This is a genomic window from Pseudoduganella rhizocola (assembly GCF_045984285.3).
Lineage (GTDB): Bacteria > Pseudomonadota > Gammaproteobacteria > Burkholderiales > Burkholderiaceae_D > Rugamonas.
In genome coordinates, this window is the sequence record NZ_JBJQIK030000007.1 from 36435 (window position 1) to 52892 (window position 16458).

Sequence of the window (16458 nt, forward strand, 5' to 3'; positions counted from 1 at the left end):
GAAGCACCTGTAGTTTCCAAAACGGAAACTATAGCATCGCTTTTCAGAGCAGAACGAGATTATCGCGATGGATCAGTTCAGGGCCTTCCATGAAGCCCAGGATAGCTTCGATCTCCGCCGATGGCTTGCGCAGGATGCGCCGCGCTTCGGCGCTGGTGTAGTTGGTGAGGCCGCGTGCTATCGCCACGCCGCCTTCACTGACGCAGGTAATGACGGCGCCGCGTCCGAACTCGCCACGCACTTCCACCACGCCGATCGGCAGCAGCGATTTGCCTTCGCGCGACAGCTTCTCCACCGCCCCCGCATCCAGCACCACCTGGCCAGCCGTATGCAGATGGTCCGCCATCCACTGCTTGCGCGCCGTGAGGTGGCCGGTCTGCGCCGACAGCTCGGTGCCGATTGCCTCGCCACCGGCGAGCCGCGTCAGCACATCGGCTTCGCGCCCGAACGCAATCACGGTATGTGCGCCGGATTTCGCCGCGCGCTTCGCCGCCAGGATCTTCGTCAGCATGCCGCCGCGGCCCAGCGAGGAACCGGCGCCGCCTGCCATTGCTTCCAGCGCGGCATCGCCAGCCGTGCCGTGCGTGATCAGGTAAGCCGCAGGATCCTTGCGGGGATCGGCGCTGAACAGGCCGCGCTGGTCGGTCAGGATGATCAGCGCATCGGCTTCGATCAGGTTGGCCACCAGTGCGCCCAGCGTGTCGTTATCGCCGAACTTGATTTCGTCGGTAACGACCGTATCGTTCTCGTTGATGATGGGGACCACGCCAAGGCGCAGCAGCGTGGTCAGCGTGGAGCGCGCATTGAGATAGCGTTCGCGGTCCGCCAGGTCGGCATGCGTGAGCAACACCTGCGCCGTGCCAAGCGAATGCGCGCGGAAGCTGGTTTCGTAAATCTGCGCAAGGCCCATCTGCCCTACCGCGGCGCAGGCCTGCAGTTCATGGATATCCGTGGGCCGCGCCTCGAACCCCAGCCGCAGCATGCCCTCCGCAATAGCGCCCGAACTCACCAGCACCACCTGTTTGCCCATGGCCCGCAAGGCCGCAATCTGCGCGGCCCAGCGCGCAATGGCGGCGTGATCGAGCCCGCGCCCGTCATTGGTGACAAGCGAGGAGCCCACCTTGATGATGATGCGGGTGGCTTTCTGGATGACGGAGGAAGTCATGGGACGGCAATTCTCTTCTGAAAAGGGACAGTGTACTGAATCGCCGGGCGGTTTGCCCTGCTTGCCGCAACCGGCATTCCACTACACGGATAAGTGCGGGGAATGCCGGCCGGGAGAGATGATTTTAATCGAGAACCTTGAAGCGCGGGTCGTCCGGGTCGATGGACGAGATGCCGCGTGCTTCTTCGGTCATCTGCACTTCTTCTGCGCGCTGTTCGCTGTGGCGCTTTGCTTCCAGGTGCTTGTAGATCTCGTTCACGAGTTCCTGCGTGCCGGTGTGGCTCAGCGCGGAAATCTCGAACACAGGCCCCTTGTAGCCGAACTTCTTGACGAAGTCTTTCACGCGCTTGGCGCGTTCGTCTTCCGCAATCACATCCAGCTTGTTCAGCACCAGCCAGCGCGGCTTCTCGGCCAGCGCGGGATCGTATTTCTCCAGCTCCTTCACCAGCGCCTTCGCTTCCTTGACCGGATCGACCTTGTCGTCGAAGGTGGCCAGGTCCACGATATGCAGCAGCAGGCCGGTGCGCGACAGGTGGCGCAGGAACTGGTGCCCCAGGCCGGCGCCTTCCGCCGCGCCTTCGATCAGGCCCGGAATATCGGCAATGACGAAGCTCTTCTCGTGCGACACGCGCACCACGCCGAGGTTCGGATGCAGGGTGGTGAACGGGTAGTCCGCAATCTTCGGACGCGCATTCGACACCGCGGTGATGAAGGTCGATTTGCCGGCATTCGGCATGCCCAGCAGGCCCACGTCCGCCAGCACCTTCAGCTCCAGGCGCAGCTCGCGGCGTTCGCCTTCCTTGCCTTCGGTTTTCTGGCGCGGCGCGCGGTTGGTGGAGGTCTTGAAGTGGATATTGCCCCAGCCGCCCTCGCCGCCCTTGGCCAGCAGTTCGACCTGGCCGTGTTCCGTCATGTCGGCGATGATTTCGCCGGTCACTTCGTCGATGATCAGCGTACCGACCGGCATGCGCAGCGTGACATCGTCCGCGCCCTTGCCGTAGCAGTCGGAACCGCGTCCCGCTTCGCCATTGCTGGCGCGGTGGACCTTGGAGAAACGGTAATCCACCAGGGTATTCACGTTACGGTCTGCTACCGCCCAGATCGAGCCGCCTTTGCCGCCGTCGCCGCCATCAGGGCCGCCGAACGGACGGAATTTCTCACGGCGAAAAGAGGCGCAGCCATTGCCGCCGTCACCAGCGATGACCTCAATCCGTGCTTCGTCGATAAACTTCATAATCTGCCGCCATAAACTAAAAAAGGCTCTACCGTTGGCAGAGCCTTTCGATGCGAAGGCTTGCGCCTTACTTTACGTGATCGCGGATGCTTACTGCGCAGCCGGAACGACGGTGACGAACTTGTGGTTGTCAGCGCCTTTGGTCACGAACTTCACAACGCCGTCCACCAGGGCGAACAGGGTGTGGTCCTTGCCGGTGCCAACACCTTCGCCAGCGCGCACTGGGGTGCCGCGTTGACGGATGATGATGCCGCCTGCATTGATCGACTGGCCGCCGTAAACCTTAACGCCCAGGCGTTTTGATTCGGAATCGCGACCGTTGCGGGTAGTACCGCCGCCTTTTTTGTGTGCCATTGTTGTACTCCTTGACTAGCTAAATTCGGGCAAGCGGCGATCAGCCGTTGATCGAAACGATTTGGATTTCGGTGTAATTCTGGCGATGGCCCTGGTGCTTCTGGTAGTGCTTACGACGACGCATTTTGAAGATGCGCACTTTGTCGTGACGACCTTGGGAAACCACTTTCACCAGAACCTTTGCACCTTCAACCAGCGGAGCACCAAACTTGATGCTGTCGCCTGCGCCCACTGCGAGCACTTGATCGATGGTGAGTTCGGAACCAATGTCAGCAGGTATCTGTTCTACTTTGAGTTTTTCGCCAGCAGCAACTTTGTACTGTTTGCCACCGGTTTTTATGACCGCGTACATGATTTGAAACCTCATCAAATGTTAAGAAAATACTCACGCCTGCAACATCGCGCAGAACGGACGGAGACGGGAGAACCGAGGATTATACACGGGTTTCAAAAACCGGTCAAAAAGCTTTCCAAAGGGGGTGCGCTCGTGGTATGTCGGCAACGCATGACGTATAATCGCGGCACCTAATTAAACGCCCGTGCAGGTTCGCCTTGTCAGCCGCTACCCAACCTTCCAGCCAGAACACCATCACCAGCACCATTGCCGCCGACATGGACGCCGTTAACACGGTGATCCGCGCGCGCCTGCATTCGGAAGTCGCCCTGGTCAACCAGATTGCGGAATATATCATCAGCGCTGGCGGCAAGCGTATCCGCCCGGTGCTGGTGCTGCTGGTGGCAAACGCCTACTCTTACAAGGGCACGGCGCACCACGAACTGGCCGCGGTGGTGGAATTCATCCACACCGCCACCCTGCTGCACGACGACGTGGTGGACGAATCCTCGATGCGCCGCGGCCGCCAGACGGCCAACGCCCTGTTCGGCAATGCCGCCTCGGTGCTGGTGGGCGACTTCCTGTACTCGCGCGCCTTCCAGATGATGGTTTCGCTGAACAATATGCGCGTGATGCAGATCCTGTCCGACGCCACCAACGTGATCGCGGAAGGCGAAGTGCTGCAGCTGCTGAACATGCACGACCCGGACGTGAACGAAGAAGCCTACCTGCAGGTGATCCGCTCCAAGACGGCCAAGCTGTTCGAAGCGGCGGCCGAACTGGGCGCCCTGATCTCGGGCTGCAACGACGCCGAAATCGCCGCCGCCGGCGAATACGGCCGCTCGCTGGGCACCGCCTTCCAGCTGATCGATGACGTGCTCGATTACGCGGGGGATGCAACGGAGATCGGCAAGAACGTGGGCGACGACCTGCGAGAAGGCAAACCGACGCTGCCCCTGATCTACCTGATGGAAAACGGCACCGAAGAGCAGCGCCAGCTGGTGCGCTCCTGCATCGAAAACGGCGACGAGCAGCACTTCGACACCATCCTGTCCGCCATCACCACCAGCGGCGCCCTTGACTACACCCGCCGCGCCGCCGAAGTGGCGAGCCAGCGCGCAATCGACGCCATCGCCAGCATGCCCGCCAGCGTCTACAAGCAATCCCTGCTCGACCTCGCCCACTTCTCCGTCAACCGCACCCACTGACAGATAGGGACAGACCCCAATTATTTTGCAACTTTGGCTGCGCCAAAGTTGCAAAATAATTGGGGTCTGTCGCCGGTACCTCAGTCCGCCGCCGCCTGAAGTCCGCGGCTTACAAGATCTCCTTCACCAGCTCCGGCGGCCGCGCCAGCCTCACGCCTTTGGCAGTCACCACAAACGGCCGATTAATCAACTTCGGATTCCCCACCATCGCCTCCAGCAGCTGATCCTCGCTCAGCGACGCATCATCCAGCCCCAGCTCCGTATAAAGCGCATCCTTGGTCCGCATCGCCCCGCGCGCCGTCAAGCCCGCCTTGGCAACCAGCTCCTTCAGCACAGCCTTGCTCGGCGGCGCCTGCACATACTCAATGATGACCGGCTCAATCCCCGCCTCGCGAATCAGCGCCAGCGCGCCGCGCGAGTTACTGCACGCATTGTTGTGATAAATCGTAACGCTCATAAATTCCCGGAATTCAGCAGCGCGTCCCGCACGGCACGCCGCCGCAGCAGTTCTCGGTCAGGAAGCCCACCAGGCCCTCCATGGCCGCAAAGTTCGCGCTATAGATAATGGAACGACCCTCGCGCTTAGCCTCAATCAGCCCCGCGTGGCTCAGCTCCTTCAAATGAAAGGACAGCGAGGACGGCGGAATCGCCATGGCCTCCGCAATCCGGCTGGCCGCCATTCCCTCCGGCCCCGCCTGCACCAGCAAACGGAACACGCCCAGCCGCGACTCCTGCGCAAGCGCGGCCAAAGAAGCAATAACGGTTTTCGTCTCCATATTTCGATACTATTGGAAGCAATCGAAATAAGCAAGCTTGCACACCACTTCCCCTATGGGCACTGTTGATAAACCCGCAAAGTTCTGGTGTAATAATGCCTCCTACCAGTCGGGGTGTAGCTTAGCCCGGTAGAGCGCTACGTTCGGGACGTAGAGGCCGGAGGTTCGAATCCTCTCACCCCGACCATTCCTCAAAAAGCATTTCAAAACAAGCAGCGGCCTACTTCGCGCTTTCCACCGATTCCACTGTATCGAAAATATGCGCCAAGGCGCTTTCCATGGCGTTGGCAGTAGCGTCGCCGCTCTGGTTGGTGATGATGAAGACCCCAAGCTGATATTTGGGAACGACGTAGGCATAGCTTTGCGCACGCGGCACGCCACCATGGTGTACATAATGCGTGCCCAACTGGCGATTGCTACCGATGTTCCAGAAATAGCCAATGCTGAAGTCATCCTGGAAGCGTATCAGCGGCTTGTGCGACTCGACGACGGCGGGATTGGCGCCTAATTGCAGGCGCAGGTACTTCGCCATATCCGGCATGGTCGACTTCAGGTTCCCGGCCGCGCCCCAGGGCAGTTGCGGCATCGGCGTTGTGGAGACGGGATTGTCGCTGTGATAGCCGGGCGCCAGCCGGCCCGCATCCTTGCCCGAGATTCTCAGCCTGGTATCCTGCATGCCCGCTTCGCGCGCGATGAATTGGGTGAGCAGGACTTCATAGGGCATCCCGTAGATTTTTTCGAGCGTGTACGCAATGAGTTCGGTGCCGGCACTTGAATATGCGTAGTCCTTGCCAAGCGGACCTTCGATACTGACTGTATGCAGATCCTGCCAGAATTGCCGTTGTCCATAGCTGGCGTAGGCTGCATTGAGCTTCGCCGGTGTGGCATGTGCCGTGAAATCCTTCAAAACCGTGTTGACCTGCAATGGCAGCACGCCCGGCATATTGCTGGTATGCGTGATCAAATGGCGCAAGCGAATTGGCTGCCCCCGCCACTGCAGGTTCGGGTAGGCGGCCGGCAGATACTTTTGTATGGGATCGTCGAGCGCCGCCTTCCCTTCAAGCACGGCGTTTGCCAGCAGAAGGCCCGCAAAAGTTTTGCTGACTGAGCCGATTTCATAAAGCGTTGTATCGTTCGGCGGATTGGCTTTGCCGGTTTCCAGCTCGCCTTGATGCAGAATGAATTCCTTGCCGCGATAAACCACAGCGATCGAGGTCGCGTGAAGAAGTTTTGACTGTAGCAGGGTGGTCGCCGTCTGGCTCATTGCTGCAGGAATGTCTTCCGCAGGTGCTGTGGCGGCGGGCTTGCAAGCTGTCAGCACCAACATCATTCCAGTGATGATTGCGGCGAATTTGGTCATCATGCACACCGTTAATGCGGGAGGGCATTCTCGCATACTGCCATTATTGGCAACAGAAAAACTCCTCCTGCACTGCCCTCTTTCCTCAATCCCTTGATTTTGAGCTTTTTGACCCATATACTTAAGTTTAAACTTCACTTTAAAAGAAGGGGGGCTTCATGGCACAGCAACTCATCCAGCATCACACATTCACAATCGAACAGCGTTTTGCGAAGGTGCCTGAAAAAGTCTTCGCCGCTTTTGCGGATCCACAACGCAAGCGGCGCTGGTTTGCCGAGAGCACGAACCACGATGTTGAACATTTTGAGATGCAGTTCGAGCCCGGTGGCCGTGAGAAGGCGGCTTATCGCTTCAGGGCCGGGGGTTCGTTTGCCGGTGTCAGCCTGGTGCATGAGGGCACTTTTCTGGATATCGTGCCGGAGCAGCGCATTGTTACCGCATCGACGATGGCGATGGGCGGCGGCCGCATTTCGGCATCGCTGGAGACCTTTGAATTCCGTGCGGAGGGAAATGGCACCCTCCTGGTATTCACTCACCAGGCGGCCTTCTTCGAAGGCGCAGACGGTCCGCAGATGCGGCAAGCGGGATGGGAGCAGCTGTTCAGCCAACTGCGCACGGCGCTAGGACGGGAAGCCTGAGATGATGGCACAGGCTCTCGACTTCGCCGCTGCGGAACCAATCTTCGTGGCGCTCGGCGATACCACACGGCGGCGCATGATGCGGCTTGTATCGGAAGGCCCGAAATCGGTGAGCGAACTGGCGAAGGCGCTCAGCGTAACGCTGACTGCCGTCACCCAGCATCTGCATGTGCTGCAGGATTGTGGACTGGTGCAGACCAAGAAGGTGGGCCGCGTCCGCGTATGCGCCATGGATTACCGCGGACTGGACGTACTGCAGCAATGGACCACGCTGAACCGCCAGCTGTGGGACGCACGCTTCAAGGCCTTGGCGGCAATGATGGAGGAGCCCGACTAGGCTGGGCGTTGTTCGCCTAATTCACGTACCTTCTCGTTGAAAATCCGCGCTCGCTCTTCCGCAGACGCTGCCTTCCTGAGGACAATTTCAACGCGGCGTCCATTTGCAGCGGATAGAAGATACACGTCGTTTTCCCAAATGTGCGGAAACGTCTTCTCAATATAGAAGAAAAGAAAGCGAACAACAAGCAACAGCGCAGGGGCAATTGCCGCTGTAGCGACCGGCTCGGCCAATGCAAGAAGATCCGTCATATGCGCTCCTTGGCTTCGGTAAGTGCAAATGCCAGCACGTACATGATAATCCCGATCCAGAATTTCTGGTCAATGCTCGCCGCAGGCCAGCCGTCCGGCCATTTCCCACCAATGCTCAGAAAAACTGTGGCCAACCAAAGCAAGGTTCCATAAAATAAGTAAGCCATGCCAAATCTGCGCAGCTTTTCATCGCGACGATACACAAGTAGCGTCCCCGCCGGGATCGTGGTCTCAGCCGGTGGTACGGTGATTTTGGGGGACAGTACCGGAATTACCATCCCCAATGCCGCAGCAGCCAGGCTAGATGGAAAAAAGTCTTCGGCCTCGGGATTATTCATGCTCGTTCTCATGAAATATTCTGCCAGCCACATGGGAAATGGCAGGATATATACCCAGATCCGGAACCAGATATCCATAACGTAGTCGTCAGTAGAGCCGCAGCCCGGCGCATGAAGTACAGCATATGGTGCATAGCACCGGATTGAGGAATCTCATCCAGTTTCGCGGTTATCGTTCGATCTCCACCAAGCCACGCACCAAGTCAGACGCCTGTACCACGAGAACCATCTGGGCTGGATCAAAAGATGTGGCGAGCTTCACGCCTGTGACTTGCGCTTGTGCCGGCGTGCCGCCATTCCAGCCATGAACGTGGAGCGCCAGTCCGTTCCACCATGGCGTCCAGGAGCCCTCCCGCTGATCAAACTGGACGCGCAGGCCGGATGGCGTTTCTTCGCAGCGGATGCGCTGGCGCAGGAAACTGCCGCGCTTGTAGGCGAGGCTTGAGCCGTCATCGGCGTAGATATCGCCGCGGCAGTCGGCGCCGGGGTAGATGTGCAGTTCAAGGCGGCCGGACGGGATGATGGCCGTGCTTTGCACCAGCGGCTGTTTTGGAATGATTGCGCCGGGGCGCACGTAGACGGGCAATTGCGCGATGTCCGGTGTGACCGTCTCGCTCCTGTCGCTCAAACGCTGCCCGGTCCAGTAGTTGTACCAGCCCTTGCCGGGCAGTTCCACCTTGTAGTCGCCGGGCGACTCCAGCGTCGGGGATGGCGCCACGAGCAAGTCCTCGCCCACCATGAACTGGTCTTCCGAGCCGCCGAGGCGGTCGCCGTTCGCCAGCACCTTGGGAAAGTTGAGGAAGACAGGACGCAGCAGTGGAATTCCGGTGCGGCTGTTGTGCTCCGCAGCGGCGTACAGGTAGGGCATGAGGAGGTAGCGCTCGGAAATGAAGCGGCGGCGGATTTCGACTTGCACCGGATCGCCGACCCATGGCTCCTGGTCCGGACGCCCGGTTTCCGCATGCGCACGGAACAGGGGCGTGAAGGCGCCTATCTGGAACCAGCGTGTCAGCAGCTCCGGCGACGGGCGCTCGCCGGCATAGCCGCCGACGTCGTTACCGGCGTAGGCAAAGCCGCTCAGGCCGAGATTGACCAGTTGCTGCGTGCCCATCTTGAGATGCTGCCAGCTCGATACATTGTCGCCGGTCCATGTCGCGGCGTAGCGCTGCCCCCCGGCGTAGGTGGCGCGGGTCAGCACGAAGGGACGTTCATCGGGACGCAAGCGCATCAGCCCTTCATAGGTTGCGCGTGAATTAAGCTGGCCGTAGACGTTATGCATCTCCGCGTGGCTGGCGGTGCGTGGCGCGAATCCGTCGCCTTCGATGCGGTGTACCACGTCGAGCGGCATCGTCTTGCTCGCCACGTTGAAGATGGCAGGTTCGTTCATGTCGTTCCAGAAGCCCGCCACACCGTCGGCGACGAAACCAGCATACAGCCCGCCCCACCAGTTGCGGACTTTGGCGCGGCTGAAGTCAGGGAACACTGCCGCGCCAGGCCACACGTCGCCGGAGTAATACTGGCCGCCCGGCAGTTTCAGGAACAGGTCCTGCGCCGCGCCGCTGTCATACGCCGCGTAGTTCTGGCCGGGCGCATTGGCGATATGGGGATCGGTAATCAGCACCAGCCGCATGCCCTCTTGGCGCAGGTCGCCGGCGAGCTTTCGCAAATCGGGAAATGCCGCTCGGTTGACGGTGAATGGGCGCGATCGATCCTGGTAGTCGATGTCCATATAGATCACGTCGGCCGGCAGGCGTTCGCTACGCAGGCGCCGCGCAATCGCGCGTACTTCGGCGTCGCTCCTGTAGCTCCATTTGGATTGCTGGAAGCCGAGCGCCCATTGCGGCATCAGGGGCGGCGTGCCGGTGAGGCGCGCGTACTGCTGCAGCACGTCCTTCGGTGCAGGGCCGGACATCACGTAGTAATCGACCGGCCCGCCCTCCGCGCCGATGGCCAGCACACCGCGTTCGGTTTTGCCGAAATCGAAGGTGGAGCGCCAGGTGTTGTCGAGGAAGAGGCCGAAGGACTGCCCGCTGTCGCTTACGGCCATGAAGAATGGAATGGACTTGTACAGCGGATCGGTCGCCTGCGTGAACTTCCAGGCGTCCGAGTTCCACATGGTGTAGGCGCCGCCTTTGCGGTCGAAGGTGCCGGTCTTGTCGCCGAGGCCGAAGATATGGTCGTCGCCGTTCAAACGCGCGCGCAGGCGGAAGCCTTGGGTCGACAGCGCGGCGCGGCCGGCGAGGTCGGCCAGCAGCACCTTGCCGCCTGCGTCCAGGACCTCCAGGCGCAGGGTCTTCGGGTCAATGCGCACGCCGATCTGGGCGGCGCTCAGCCGCACGGCGCCACCGCCGCGTGTGACCTGCAGGGGCAGGCGGGCGCTTCGTGCAGCGCGTGATACTGCCCAGGAGGCGTCTTCAGGAAGATGCCTACGGCCCATACGGATGCGCATGATCCCGCTGGCTGGTGAAGAGACTTCCAGCACGACGCCATCGCTCGACAGCACCATGCGGTCCACGGTTTCTGCATGCAGCGTAGCGGCGGCACACAGCAGGAAACCGGAAGCCGCCAGCCGAAGCAGGCGGCTCATTGCAGCATCACTGCGCCGCATACATCGACGAATATTTCGCGCCGAACCAGAGGATGAAGGCGTAGCAGGCCGCCGGCAGAATGAAGGATGCCTGCACACCGATCGAATCCGCCAGCGCGCCCTGCGCGAACGGGACCAGCGCCCCGCCTACGATGGCCATGCACAGGATGCCGGAGCCCTGCCCCGTGTACTTGCCAAGGCCGTGCAGCGCCATGCTGAAGATGGTCGGGAACATGATGGAGTTGCACAGGCCTACAGCGAGAATGGCCCACATTGCGACTGGGCCCTTGCCGAAGGTGGCCGCCAGCACCAGCGCAATCGCTACCAGCGAGTTCACGGCCAGCGTTTTGCCGGGGCTCGCAACACGCATCACGGCAAAGCCGATGAAGCGGCCGATCATCGCGCCGCCCCAATAGATGCTGACGTAGTGCGCGGCGTCGGCATGCGAAAGGCCGGCGATATGCGACTCGCCGAGGAAGTTGATCAGGAAGCTGCCGATGCTGACTTCCGCGCCCACATACAGGAAGATGCCGACCGCGCCCAGCACCAGGTGCTTGTGCGCCCAGGCCGAACCATGGCCCTCGCCTGCCAGCGAAATGTCTTCGCTGTCGGCGATCTGCGGCAGCTTGGCCACGTAGAACAGCACGGCCAGCAGCGCCAGCGCGCCGGCCAGGGCGAGGTAGGGGCCGCGTACGGTCGAGGCGTCGGCCACTGCGCCAGCCACAGCACCCGCCGTGGACAGAATGAGCAGGCCGCCGATAGCGGGACCGATCGTCGTGCCGAGCGAATTAAAGGCCTGCGTCAGGTTCAGGCGGCTGGAGGCGGTGCGCGCCGGCCCCAGCACGGTCACGTAAGGATTGGCCGCCACCTGCAGCACGGTGATGCCCGACGCGAGCACGAAGAAAGCCAGCAGGAACAGGCCGTAGCCGCCGAAGGACGCGGGGTAGAACAGCACGCATCCGCCTGCCGCAATCAGCAGGCCGGTGACGGCGCCCTTCTGGTAGCCGATACGGCGGATCAGGATGCCGGCCGGTACCGACACGATGAAGTAAGCGCCGAAGAAGCAGAACTGCACCAGCATCGCCTGGAAGTAGCTCAGCGTGTAGATCGCCTTCAGGTGGGGAATCAGCACATCGTTGAGGGATGTGATCAAGCCCCACATGAAGAACAGGATGGTGACGATGACCAGCGCGCTGGTGTTCGTTCCGTTCTGCGTACTGCCTGCAGCCTGTGGGCTGGTGTTATGTGCCATGTTTGCCATGACTGTCTCCGGATCTTTGTAATTTGAATCGGCGGCGCTTATGGAGCGAGGCCGGCGGGTGGGCGCGGCAGGTCGCGGGCACGGGTGCCCCAGCCCGCCGTATCAGGCTGCGGCGCGAGTTGGTAGCTGAGCGTTCCTGCGGACTGCAGCTGCTCCCAGTCCAGCCATACGCGCTGCAGCGGGCGCCCTGCCCAGTTCACCGACTGCACGAAGCGGCGCTCACCGGGTTTGGCTTCCGGCGCTTCGATGCGCAGCGTGCGGCCTTGCGCCAGGTCGATCTCGGCACGCGCAAAGCGCGGTGCATGCAGCAGGAAGCGGCCGCTGCCCGGCACATCCGGATAGAGGCCCAGTGCACTGAACAGGTACCAGGCCGACATGGTGCCCAGGTCGTCATTGCCGGTAACGCCGCTTGGCCCGTTGCCGAACAGTGTTTCCGCCGCGCGCAGTACGGTGGTGGTTTTCCACGGCTGGCCCATCAGGGTGTACATCCATGGCGCGTGCAGGTCCGGCTCGTTGTTCGGGTTGTAGCGGAACTGGCTGTAGTAGCTGTAAGCGCCAACCACCCAGGACTTGCGCACGGCTTTCGGATCGGCCAGCACAGTGTCGTAGTCGAAGAAGTGGTCGAGGCGGCGCAGGGCCTGCTCGGTGCCGCCCATCGCCGCGGCCAGGCCGGGAACGTCCTGCGGCACCAGCCACTGGTACTGCCATGCGGTGCCTTCGTGGAAGCCGCGTTCGCCGCGCGGATCATAGGCGCCGCCAATGTCGGCGAACCAGCTGCCGTCCAGCAGGCGTGGACGCGGGAAACCACGCAGGCCGGTCGGCGTATCCACCACGGATGGATCCCATACCTTGCGCCAGTTGAGGGCGCGCTGTTCCAGCTGCTGCGCGTCCTTGTTGTGGCCCAGCGCCTTCGCCATCGCGGCCAGCGAGCTGTCGGCCAGCGCATATTCCAGCGTCGCCGAAGCGCCGTGGTGCGGATCGGTGTCCATGCCCTTCGAAACGAAGCCGCGGTCATATTGCACGAAGCCCTGCTGCAGGTAGCTCGGATTGCCCGAACGGCCTTGCGGACGGATGCGGTGCGGCGGCACGCCGAAGGCATTCTCGCGCAGCGCGGTATAAGCTTCGCGCTCACGGCCTTTCAGCGCGCCGAAGCGCCACAGGTCAACCATGAAAGGCGTGACCGGGTCGCCGGTCATCACATTGCTTTCGAAGCTGGCGTAGCCCCAACGCGGCAGCCAGCCGCCCTGCTCGCGGATCTTCAGCACGGAATTTGCGATGTCGCGCGCACGCTGCGGGCGCAGCAGCGCCAGCAGCTGGTTCTGCGCGCGATAGGTGTCCCACAGCGAGAAGAACTCGTAGTAGGTCCAGTCCTTCGCGGTGTGGACGGCGTCGTCGTAGCCGCGGTAACGGCCGTCCGCGTCGTTGCCGGTGAGCGGCTGCAGCAGCGCGTGGTAGAGAGCCGTGTAGAACACGGTGCGGTCATCGGTGCTGCCGCCTTCGATACGTACGCTGCCCAGTTCACGCTGCCATGTTGCCTGCGCCTGCGTGCGCATTGCGTCGAAGGTCATCGGCTTGCCGCCAGCCATGCCTTCCGCCCGCAGGTTGATGCGCGCGCCTTCGGCATCGACATGGGAAATCGCGCTGACGGCAGTGACCGCTGTACCCTGCTTCAGGTCGAAGGTCAGCCACACGCCATGCGGACGGCTGTCGCCCTGCTGGCTCGGGCCTTTCACGCCGGGCCAGCCGCCACGGTCGTCCCAGATGCCGTGGGCGGCAAAGGGCTGGTCGAACTCGATGCGGAACCAGGTGGTGTACTGCGCCCCGCCGCAGAAGCTGCGGGTGGTGATCTTGCCTTCCACGCTGCGCTCGTCCAGCACGCGCACTTCGCTGCCGACCACCGAATGGCGCTCATTGGCCTGGCCGAGGTTGAGCAGCACATGGCCGGTGGCGGTTCCTGCGGCGAAGGTGTAGCGCTCGGCGGCGGCGCGGGTCAGCGCGGTGGCTTCGGCCCTGATGCCGCCATAGCTGGTGAGCTGCACCTTGTAATAGCCTGCCTCGCCCACTTCGCCTTCATGGCTGTATTCGGCGGCGTAGCGCTTGTAATCGAAGCTGCCCGGCTTGGCGGTATCGAAATCCCCGCCCGGCCCGATGCGGCCCGTCACTGGCAGCACCGAGAGCTGTCCGCCCTGTTCCCAGCAGCCTGCGCCGGACAGGAATGAGTGGCCGAAGCCGCGGATACGCTTGTCGCTATAGTGCCAGCCTGCGTAATGCTCGCCGGTCGGGCTGACCTGGATCATGCCGAAGGGCGCGGAGGCGCCGGGGAAGGTGTTGCCTTCGTCCTGGGTGCCGATGAAGGTGTTGACCGGCATGGATGCCGGCGCTGCGGCTTGCGCCATTACCGGCAGCAGGACCAGCAGCGCGGCACGCAGGCCGCGCAGGGCCGGCTGCAAAGGGGAAAACCGGATACCGCTCATCACAATACCTCTCCTTCGAGCTGATTGAATAGTTGCAGCATGGCCGTTGGCGGCGGCGGGGTAGCGCCTGCCTGCAGGCAGGCGGCGGATCCCGCTGCCAGCGCGGCATGCAGGTGCGACTGCAATGGACGTTCGGGGTGGCGCGCGAGGCTGTGCAGCAGGCCGGCCACGCTGGCGTCGCCAGCGCCGACCGTGTCCACCACCTTCACCGGCGGCGCCTGCGCGTCGCAGCGCTGCGTGCCGTGGAACAGGCTCGCGCCCTGGCCGCCGCGCGTGAACAGGCAATACGCATCCGGGCTTAGGGCACGCAGCTGCTGCAGTGCTTCGTCCAGCCCCATGCCGGGGAACAGGCCACGCAGGTCGTCATCGGATACCTTGATCACGTCCGCCAGCGCCGCCATGCGGCGCAGGGTTGGCGTGTAGGCCTCGGTCATCAGGTTGCGGTAGTTGGGGTCGTAGCTGATGGCCACGCCTCGCGCCTTCAGCCGCCCGGCCAGCGCCACCAGCGTGGAAGCTAGCGGCTCGCGCGCCAGGCTGATGCCGCCGAAGTGCGCCCAGCGCAGGCTGTCCGGCCAGCCATCGGGCAGCAAGGCGGGCGTGAAGTGCAGGTCGGCGCTGTCGTCGCCGATGAAGAAATAGCGCGGCGGCTCGCCCTGCTCCACCACTGCCAGCAGCGGCGCGCGGTCCAGGCGCTGCATCAGGCGCATGTCCAGGCCGACCGCTTCGCTGGCCGCCCACAAGGCGTCGCCGAAACGGTCACGGCTGATGGCGCCGGCGAAGGCAGTTGGCTCGCCCAGCACCGCCAGCGCACGCGCCACATTCCATGTCGAACCGCCGGTGCGGCTTACCCATTGTTCCCCACCCTGGTGGATCATGTCGGTCAGCGCCTCGCCGGCGCACAGCATCAGCGGCGCATTACGCATGGCCGGTCTTCGCCAGCGTGGCGACGATGTCATAGCAGGCGCCCATGGTGTGGTAATCCACCTTGCCCGCCGGGCTCTTCTCGTCGCTCAGCTTGCGGTTCTCGCGGTCGAGGATGCGGAACCAGGCGCCATATTTGTGGTCCACCATATGGGTCCAGCTGTAGGCCCACAGGCGGTCGTACCAGTCCCAGTACTCGGCGTTGCCGGTGCGCTGGGCCAGCATGGCCGCCGCCGCCGCGCTCTCGGCCTGCACCCAGAAGTATTTGTGCCAGTCGCAGATGCTCAGGTCCGGCGCCAGCGAGTAGCACAGGCCGCCGTACTGCGGATCCCAGCCCTTCTCCACCGCCGTGCGGAACAGGCGCTCCGCCGTCGGCAGCAGCCAGCCCATGTCTTCATGCAGCACGCCGGCGCCGCGCGCTTCCAGCTGCAGCAGCAGCTTGGCCCATTCGGTGAAGTGGCCGGGCTGGTAGCCCCATGGACGGAACAGGTTCTCCGGGTCATCGATATTGAACTTCCAGTCCGGCTGCCATTGCGGGTCGTAGTGTTCCCAGATCAGGCCTCCGCAACGCTGCGCCTGGCGCTGGGTGATGTTGTATGCCACGGTATAAGCGCGTTCCAGGTAGCGGCGCTCGCCGGTGGCCTGGAAGGCGGCCAGCAGCGCTTCGCAGGCATGCATATTGGCGTTCTGGCCGCGGTAGCTGGACAGCACGCTCCAGTCGGCACTGGCTTCGTCGGCATACAGGCCGGCCTGCACATCCCAGAAGCGCCGCTCCATCAGTTCGAAGGTTTCGGCTATCCAGGGCCGCGCTTCGTCCAGTCCCGCCATGGCGGCGTGCGCATAGGCCAGCAGCACGAAGGCCTGGCCGTAGGCATGCTGGGTGCCGTCTTCCACTGCCCGGCCGTTCAGCATCCAGGCATAGCCGCTGCCATCAGGACTGCGGTGCACGTCGCGCAGGAAGCGCAGCGCATGGCGTGCGCCTTCCTGGTAGGCCGGATCCTGGAAATGGCGGTATGCCATCGAATAGGTGAACACGAAACGGGTGCTGCTCACCAGGTGGCGGTGGCTGGCGTCGTACACGCTGCCGTCGTCCTTGAAGAAGTGGAATAGGCCGCCGGCGGGATCGATCGCGCGCGGGTGGTAGAAACGCATGGTGTGCTGCGCATGTTCAAGCAGTACGGCCGGGCTGCGGAAGTTCGGGAGATTGGACATATCGGTTT

General features: G+C 62.6%; 17 protein-coding genes and 1 tRNA gene. 4 read left to right on the forward strand and 14 right to left on the reverse strand.

What is annotated here, in order from left to right; translation table 11 throughout:
* Positions 1–43: 43 nt before the first annotated feature.
* The 4 genes from proB to rplU all read right to left on the reverse strand — a co-directional run bounded on the left by proB (position 44) and on the right by rplU (position 3105).
* Positions 44–1165: a glutamate 5-kinase gene (gene proB, locus ACJRPG_RS16180; RefSeq protein ID WP_408001123.1), complete on the reverse strand. Its 1122-nt coding sequence runs from the start codon at positions 1163–1165 to the stop codon at positions 44–46.
* Positions 1166–1289: 124 nt separating this feature from the next.
* Positions 1290–2399: an Obg family GTPase CgtA gene (gene cgtA / locus ACJRPG_RS16185; RefSeq protein WP_408001124.1), complete on the reverse strand. Its 1110-nt coding sequence runs from the start codon at positions 2397–2399 to the stop codon at positions 1290–1292.
* 90 nt (positions 2400–2489) lie between these two features.
* On the reverse strand, positions 2490–2753 hold the full coding sequence (gene rpmA, locus ACJRPG_RS16190; protein ID WP_408001125.1) for a 50S ribosomal protein L27: 264 nt from the start codon (positions 2751–2753) through the stop codon (positions 2490–2492).
* Positions 2754–2793: 40 nt separating this feature from the next.
* A complete protein-coding gene (gene rplU / locus ACJRPG_RS16195; protein WP_231770032.1) occupies positions 2794–3105 on the reverse strand; it encodes a 50S ribosomal protein L21 in 312 nt (103 codons plus the stop codon).
* Positions 3106–3305: 200 nt separating this feature from the next.
* On the opposite strand from rplU, the gene ispB reads away from it, so the two are divergent.
* The gene (ispB, locus tag ACJRPG_RS16200; protein WP_408001126.1) at positions 3306–4295 is read left to right on the forward strand and encodes an octaprenyl diphosphate synthase; all 990 of its coding nucleotides are present in this window, start codon (positions 3306–3308) and stop codon (positions 4293–4295) included.
* Between the two features lie 109 nt (positions 4296–4404).
* Here the strand turns inward: ispB and arsC are convergent, their stop codons facing one another.
* Positions 4405–4752 carry an arsenate reductase (glutaredoxin) gene (gene arsC / locus ACJRPG_RS16205; RefSeq protein ID WP_408001127.1) on the reverse strand — a complete coding sequence of 116 codons (348 nt, stop codon included), beginning with the start codon at positions 4750–4752 and terminating at the stop codon, positions 4405–4407.
* 13 nt (positions 4753–4765) lie between these two features.
* Entirely contained in the window at positions 4766–5071 is a 306-nt protein-coding gene (locus tag ACJRPG_RS16210) for an ArsR/SmtB family transcription factor (protein ID WP_408001128.1), read from the reverse strand.
* A 110-nt stretch (positions 5072–5181) separates the two neighbouring features.
* Here ACJRPG_RS16210 and ACJRPG_RS16215 point away from each other — a divergent pair.
* Positions 5182–5258, forward strand: a tRNA-Pro gene (locus ACJRPG_RS16215).
* Positions 5259–5291: 33 nt separating this feature from the next.
* Here the strand turns inward: ACJRPG_RS16215 and ACJRPG_RS16220 are convergent.
* Positions 5292–6434 carry a serine hydrolase domain-containing protein gene (locus tag ACJRPG_RS16220; RefSeq protein WP_408001129.1) on the reverse strand — a complete coding sequence of 381 codons (1143 nt, stop codon included), beginning with the start codon at positions 6432–6434 and terminating at the stop codon, positions 5292–5294.
* Between the two features lie 155 nt (positions 6435–6589).
* On the opposite strand from ACJRPG_RS16220, the gene ACJRPG_RS16225 reads away from it, so the two are divergent.
* The gene (locus ACJRPG_RS16225) at positions 6590–7069 is read left to right on the forward strand and encodes an SRPBCC family protein (protein WP_408001130.1); all 480 of its coding nucleotides are present in this window, start codon (positions 6590–6592) and stop codon (positions 7067–7069) included.
* Position 7070: 1 nt separating this feature from the next.
* Positions 7071–7406 (forward strand): ArsR/SmtB family transcription factor, encoded by a 336-nt coding sequence (locus ACJRPG_RS16230; protein ID WP_408001131.1) that lies wholly within the window; start codon positions 7071–7073, stop codon positions 7404–7406.
* Here ACJRPG_RS16230 and ACJRPG_RS16235 read toward each other — a convergent pair.
* From ACJRPG_RS16235 to ACJRPG_RS16265, 7 genes are all read right to left on the reverse strand, one after another.
* Positions 7403–7657: a hypothetical protein gene (locus tag ACJRPG_RS16235; RefSeq protein WP_408001132.1), complete on the reverse strand. Its 255-nt coding sequence runs from the start codon at positions 7655–7657 to the stop codon at positions 7403–7405. The genes ACJRPG_RS16230 and ACJRPG_RS16235 overlap by 4 nt on opposite strands.
* On the reverse strand, positions 7654–8073 hold the full coding sequence (locus ACJRPG_RS16240) for a hypothetical protein (protein ID WP_408001133.1): 420 nt from the start codon (positions 8071–8073) through the stop codon (positions 7654–7656). Before ACJRPG_RS16240 ends, ACJRPG_RS16235 begins: the two co-directional genes overlap by 4 nt.
* 91 nt (positions 8074–8164) lie before the next feature.
* The gene (locus tag ACJRPG_RS16245; protein WP_408001134.1) at positions 8165–10582 is read right to left on the reverse strand and encodes a glycoside hydrolase family 31 protein; all 2418 of its coding nucleotides are present in this window, start codon (positions 10580–10582) and stop codon (positions 8165–8167) included.
* 7 nt (positions 10583–10589) lie between these two features.
* Positions 10590–11843, reverse strand: a complete 1254-nt coding sequence (locus tag ACJRPG_RS16250) for a sugar MFS transporter (RefSeq protein ID WP_408001135.1) — start codon at positions 11841–11843, stop codon at positions 10590–10592.
* Positions 11844–11881: 38 nt separating this feature from the next.
* On the reverse strand, positions 11882–14317 hold the full coding sequence (locus ACJRPG_RS16255) for a GH92 family glycosyl hydrolase (RefSeq protein WP_408001136.1): 2436 nt from the start codon (positions 14315–14317) through the stop codon (positions 11882–11884).
* Complete coding sequence (locus tag ACJRPG_RS16260; protein ID WP_408001137.1) at positions 14317–15240, reverse strand: carbohydrate kinase family protein; 924 nt, start codon at positions 15238–15240, stop codon at positions 14317–14319. Before ACJRPG_RS16260 ends, ACJRPG_RS16255 begins: the two co-directional genes overlap by 1 nt.
* A complete protein-coding gene (locus ACJRPG_RS16265; RefSeq protein ID WP_408001138.1) occupies positions 15233–16450 on the reverse strand; it encodes an AGE family epimerase/isomerase in 1218 nt (405 codons plus the stop codon). Before ACJRPG_RS16265 ends, ACJRPG_RS16260 begins: the two co-directional genes overlap by 8 nt.
* Between the last annotated feature and the right edge of the window lie 8 nt (positions 16451–16458).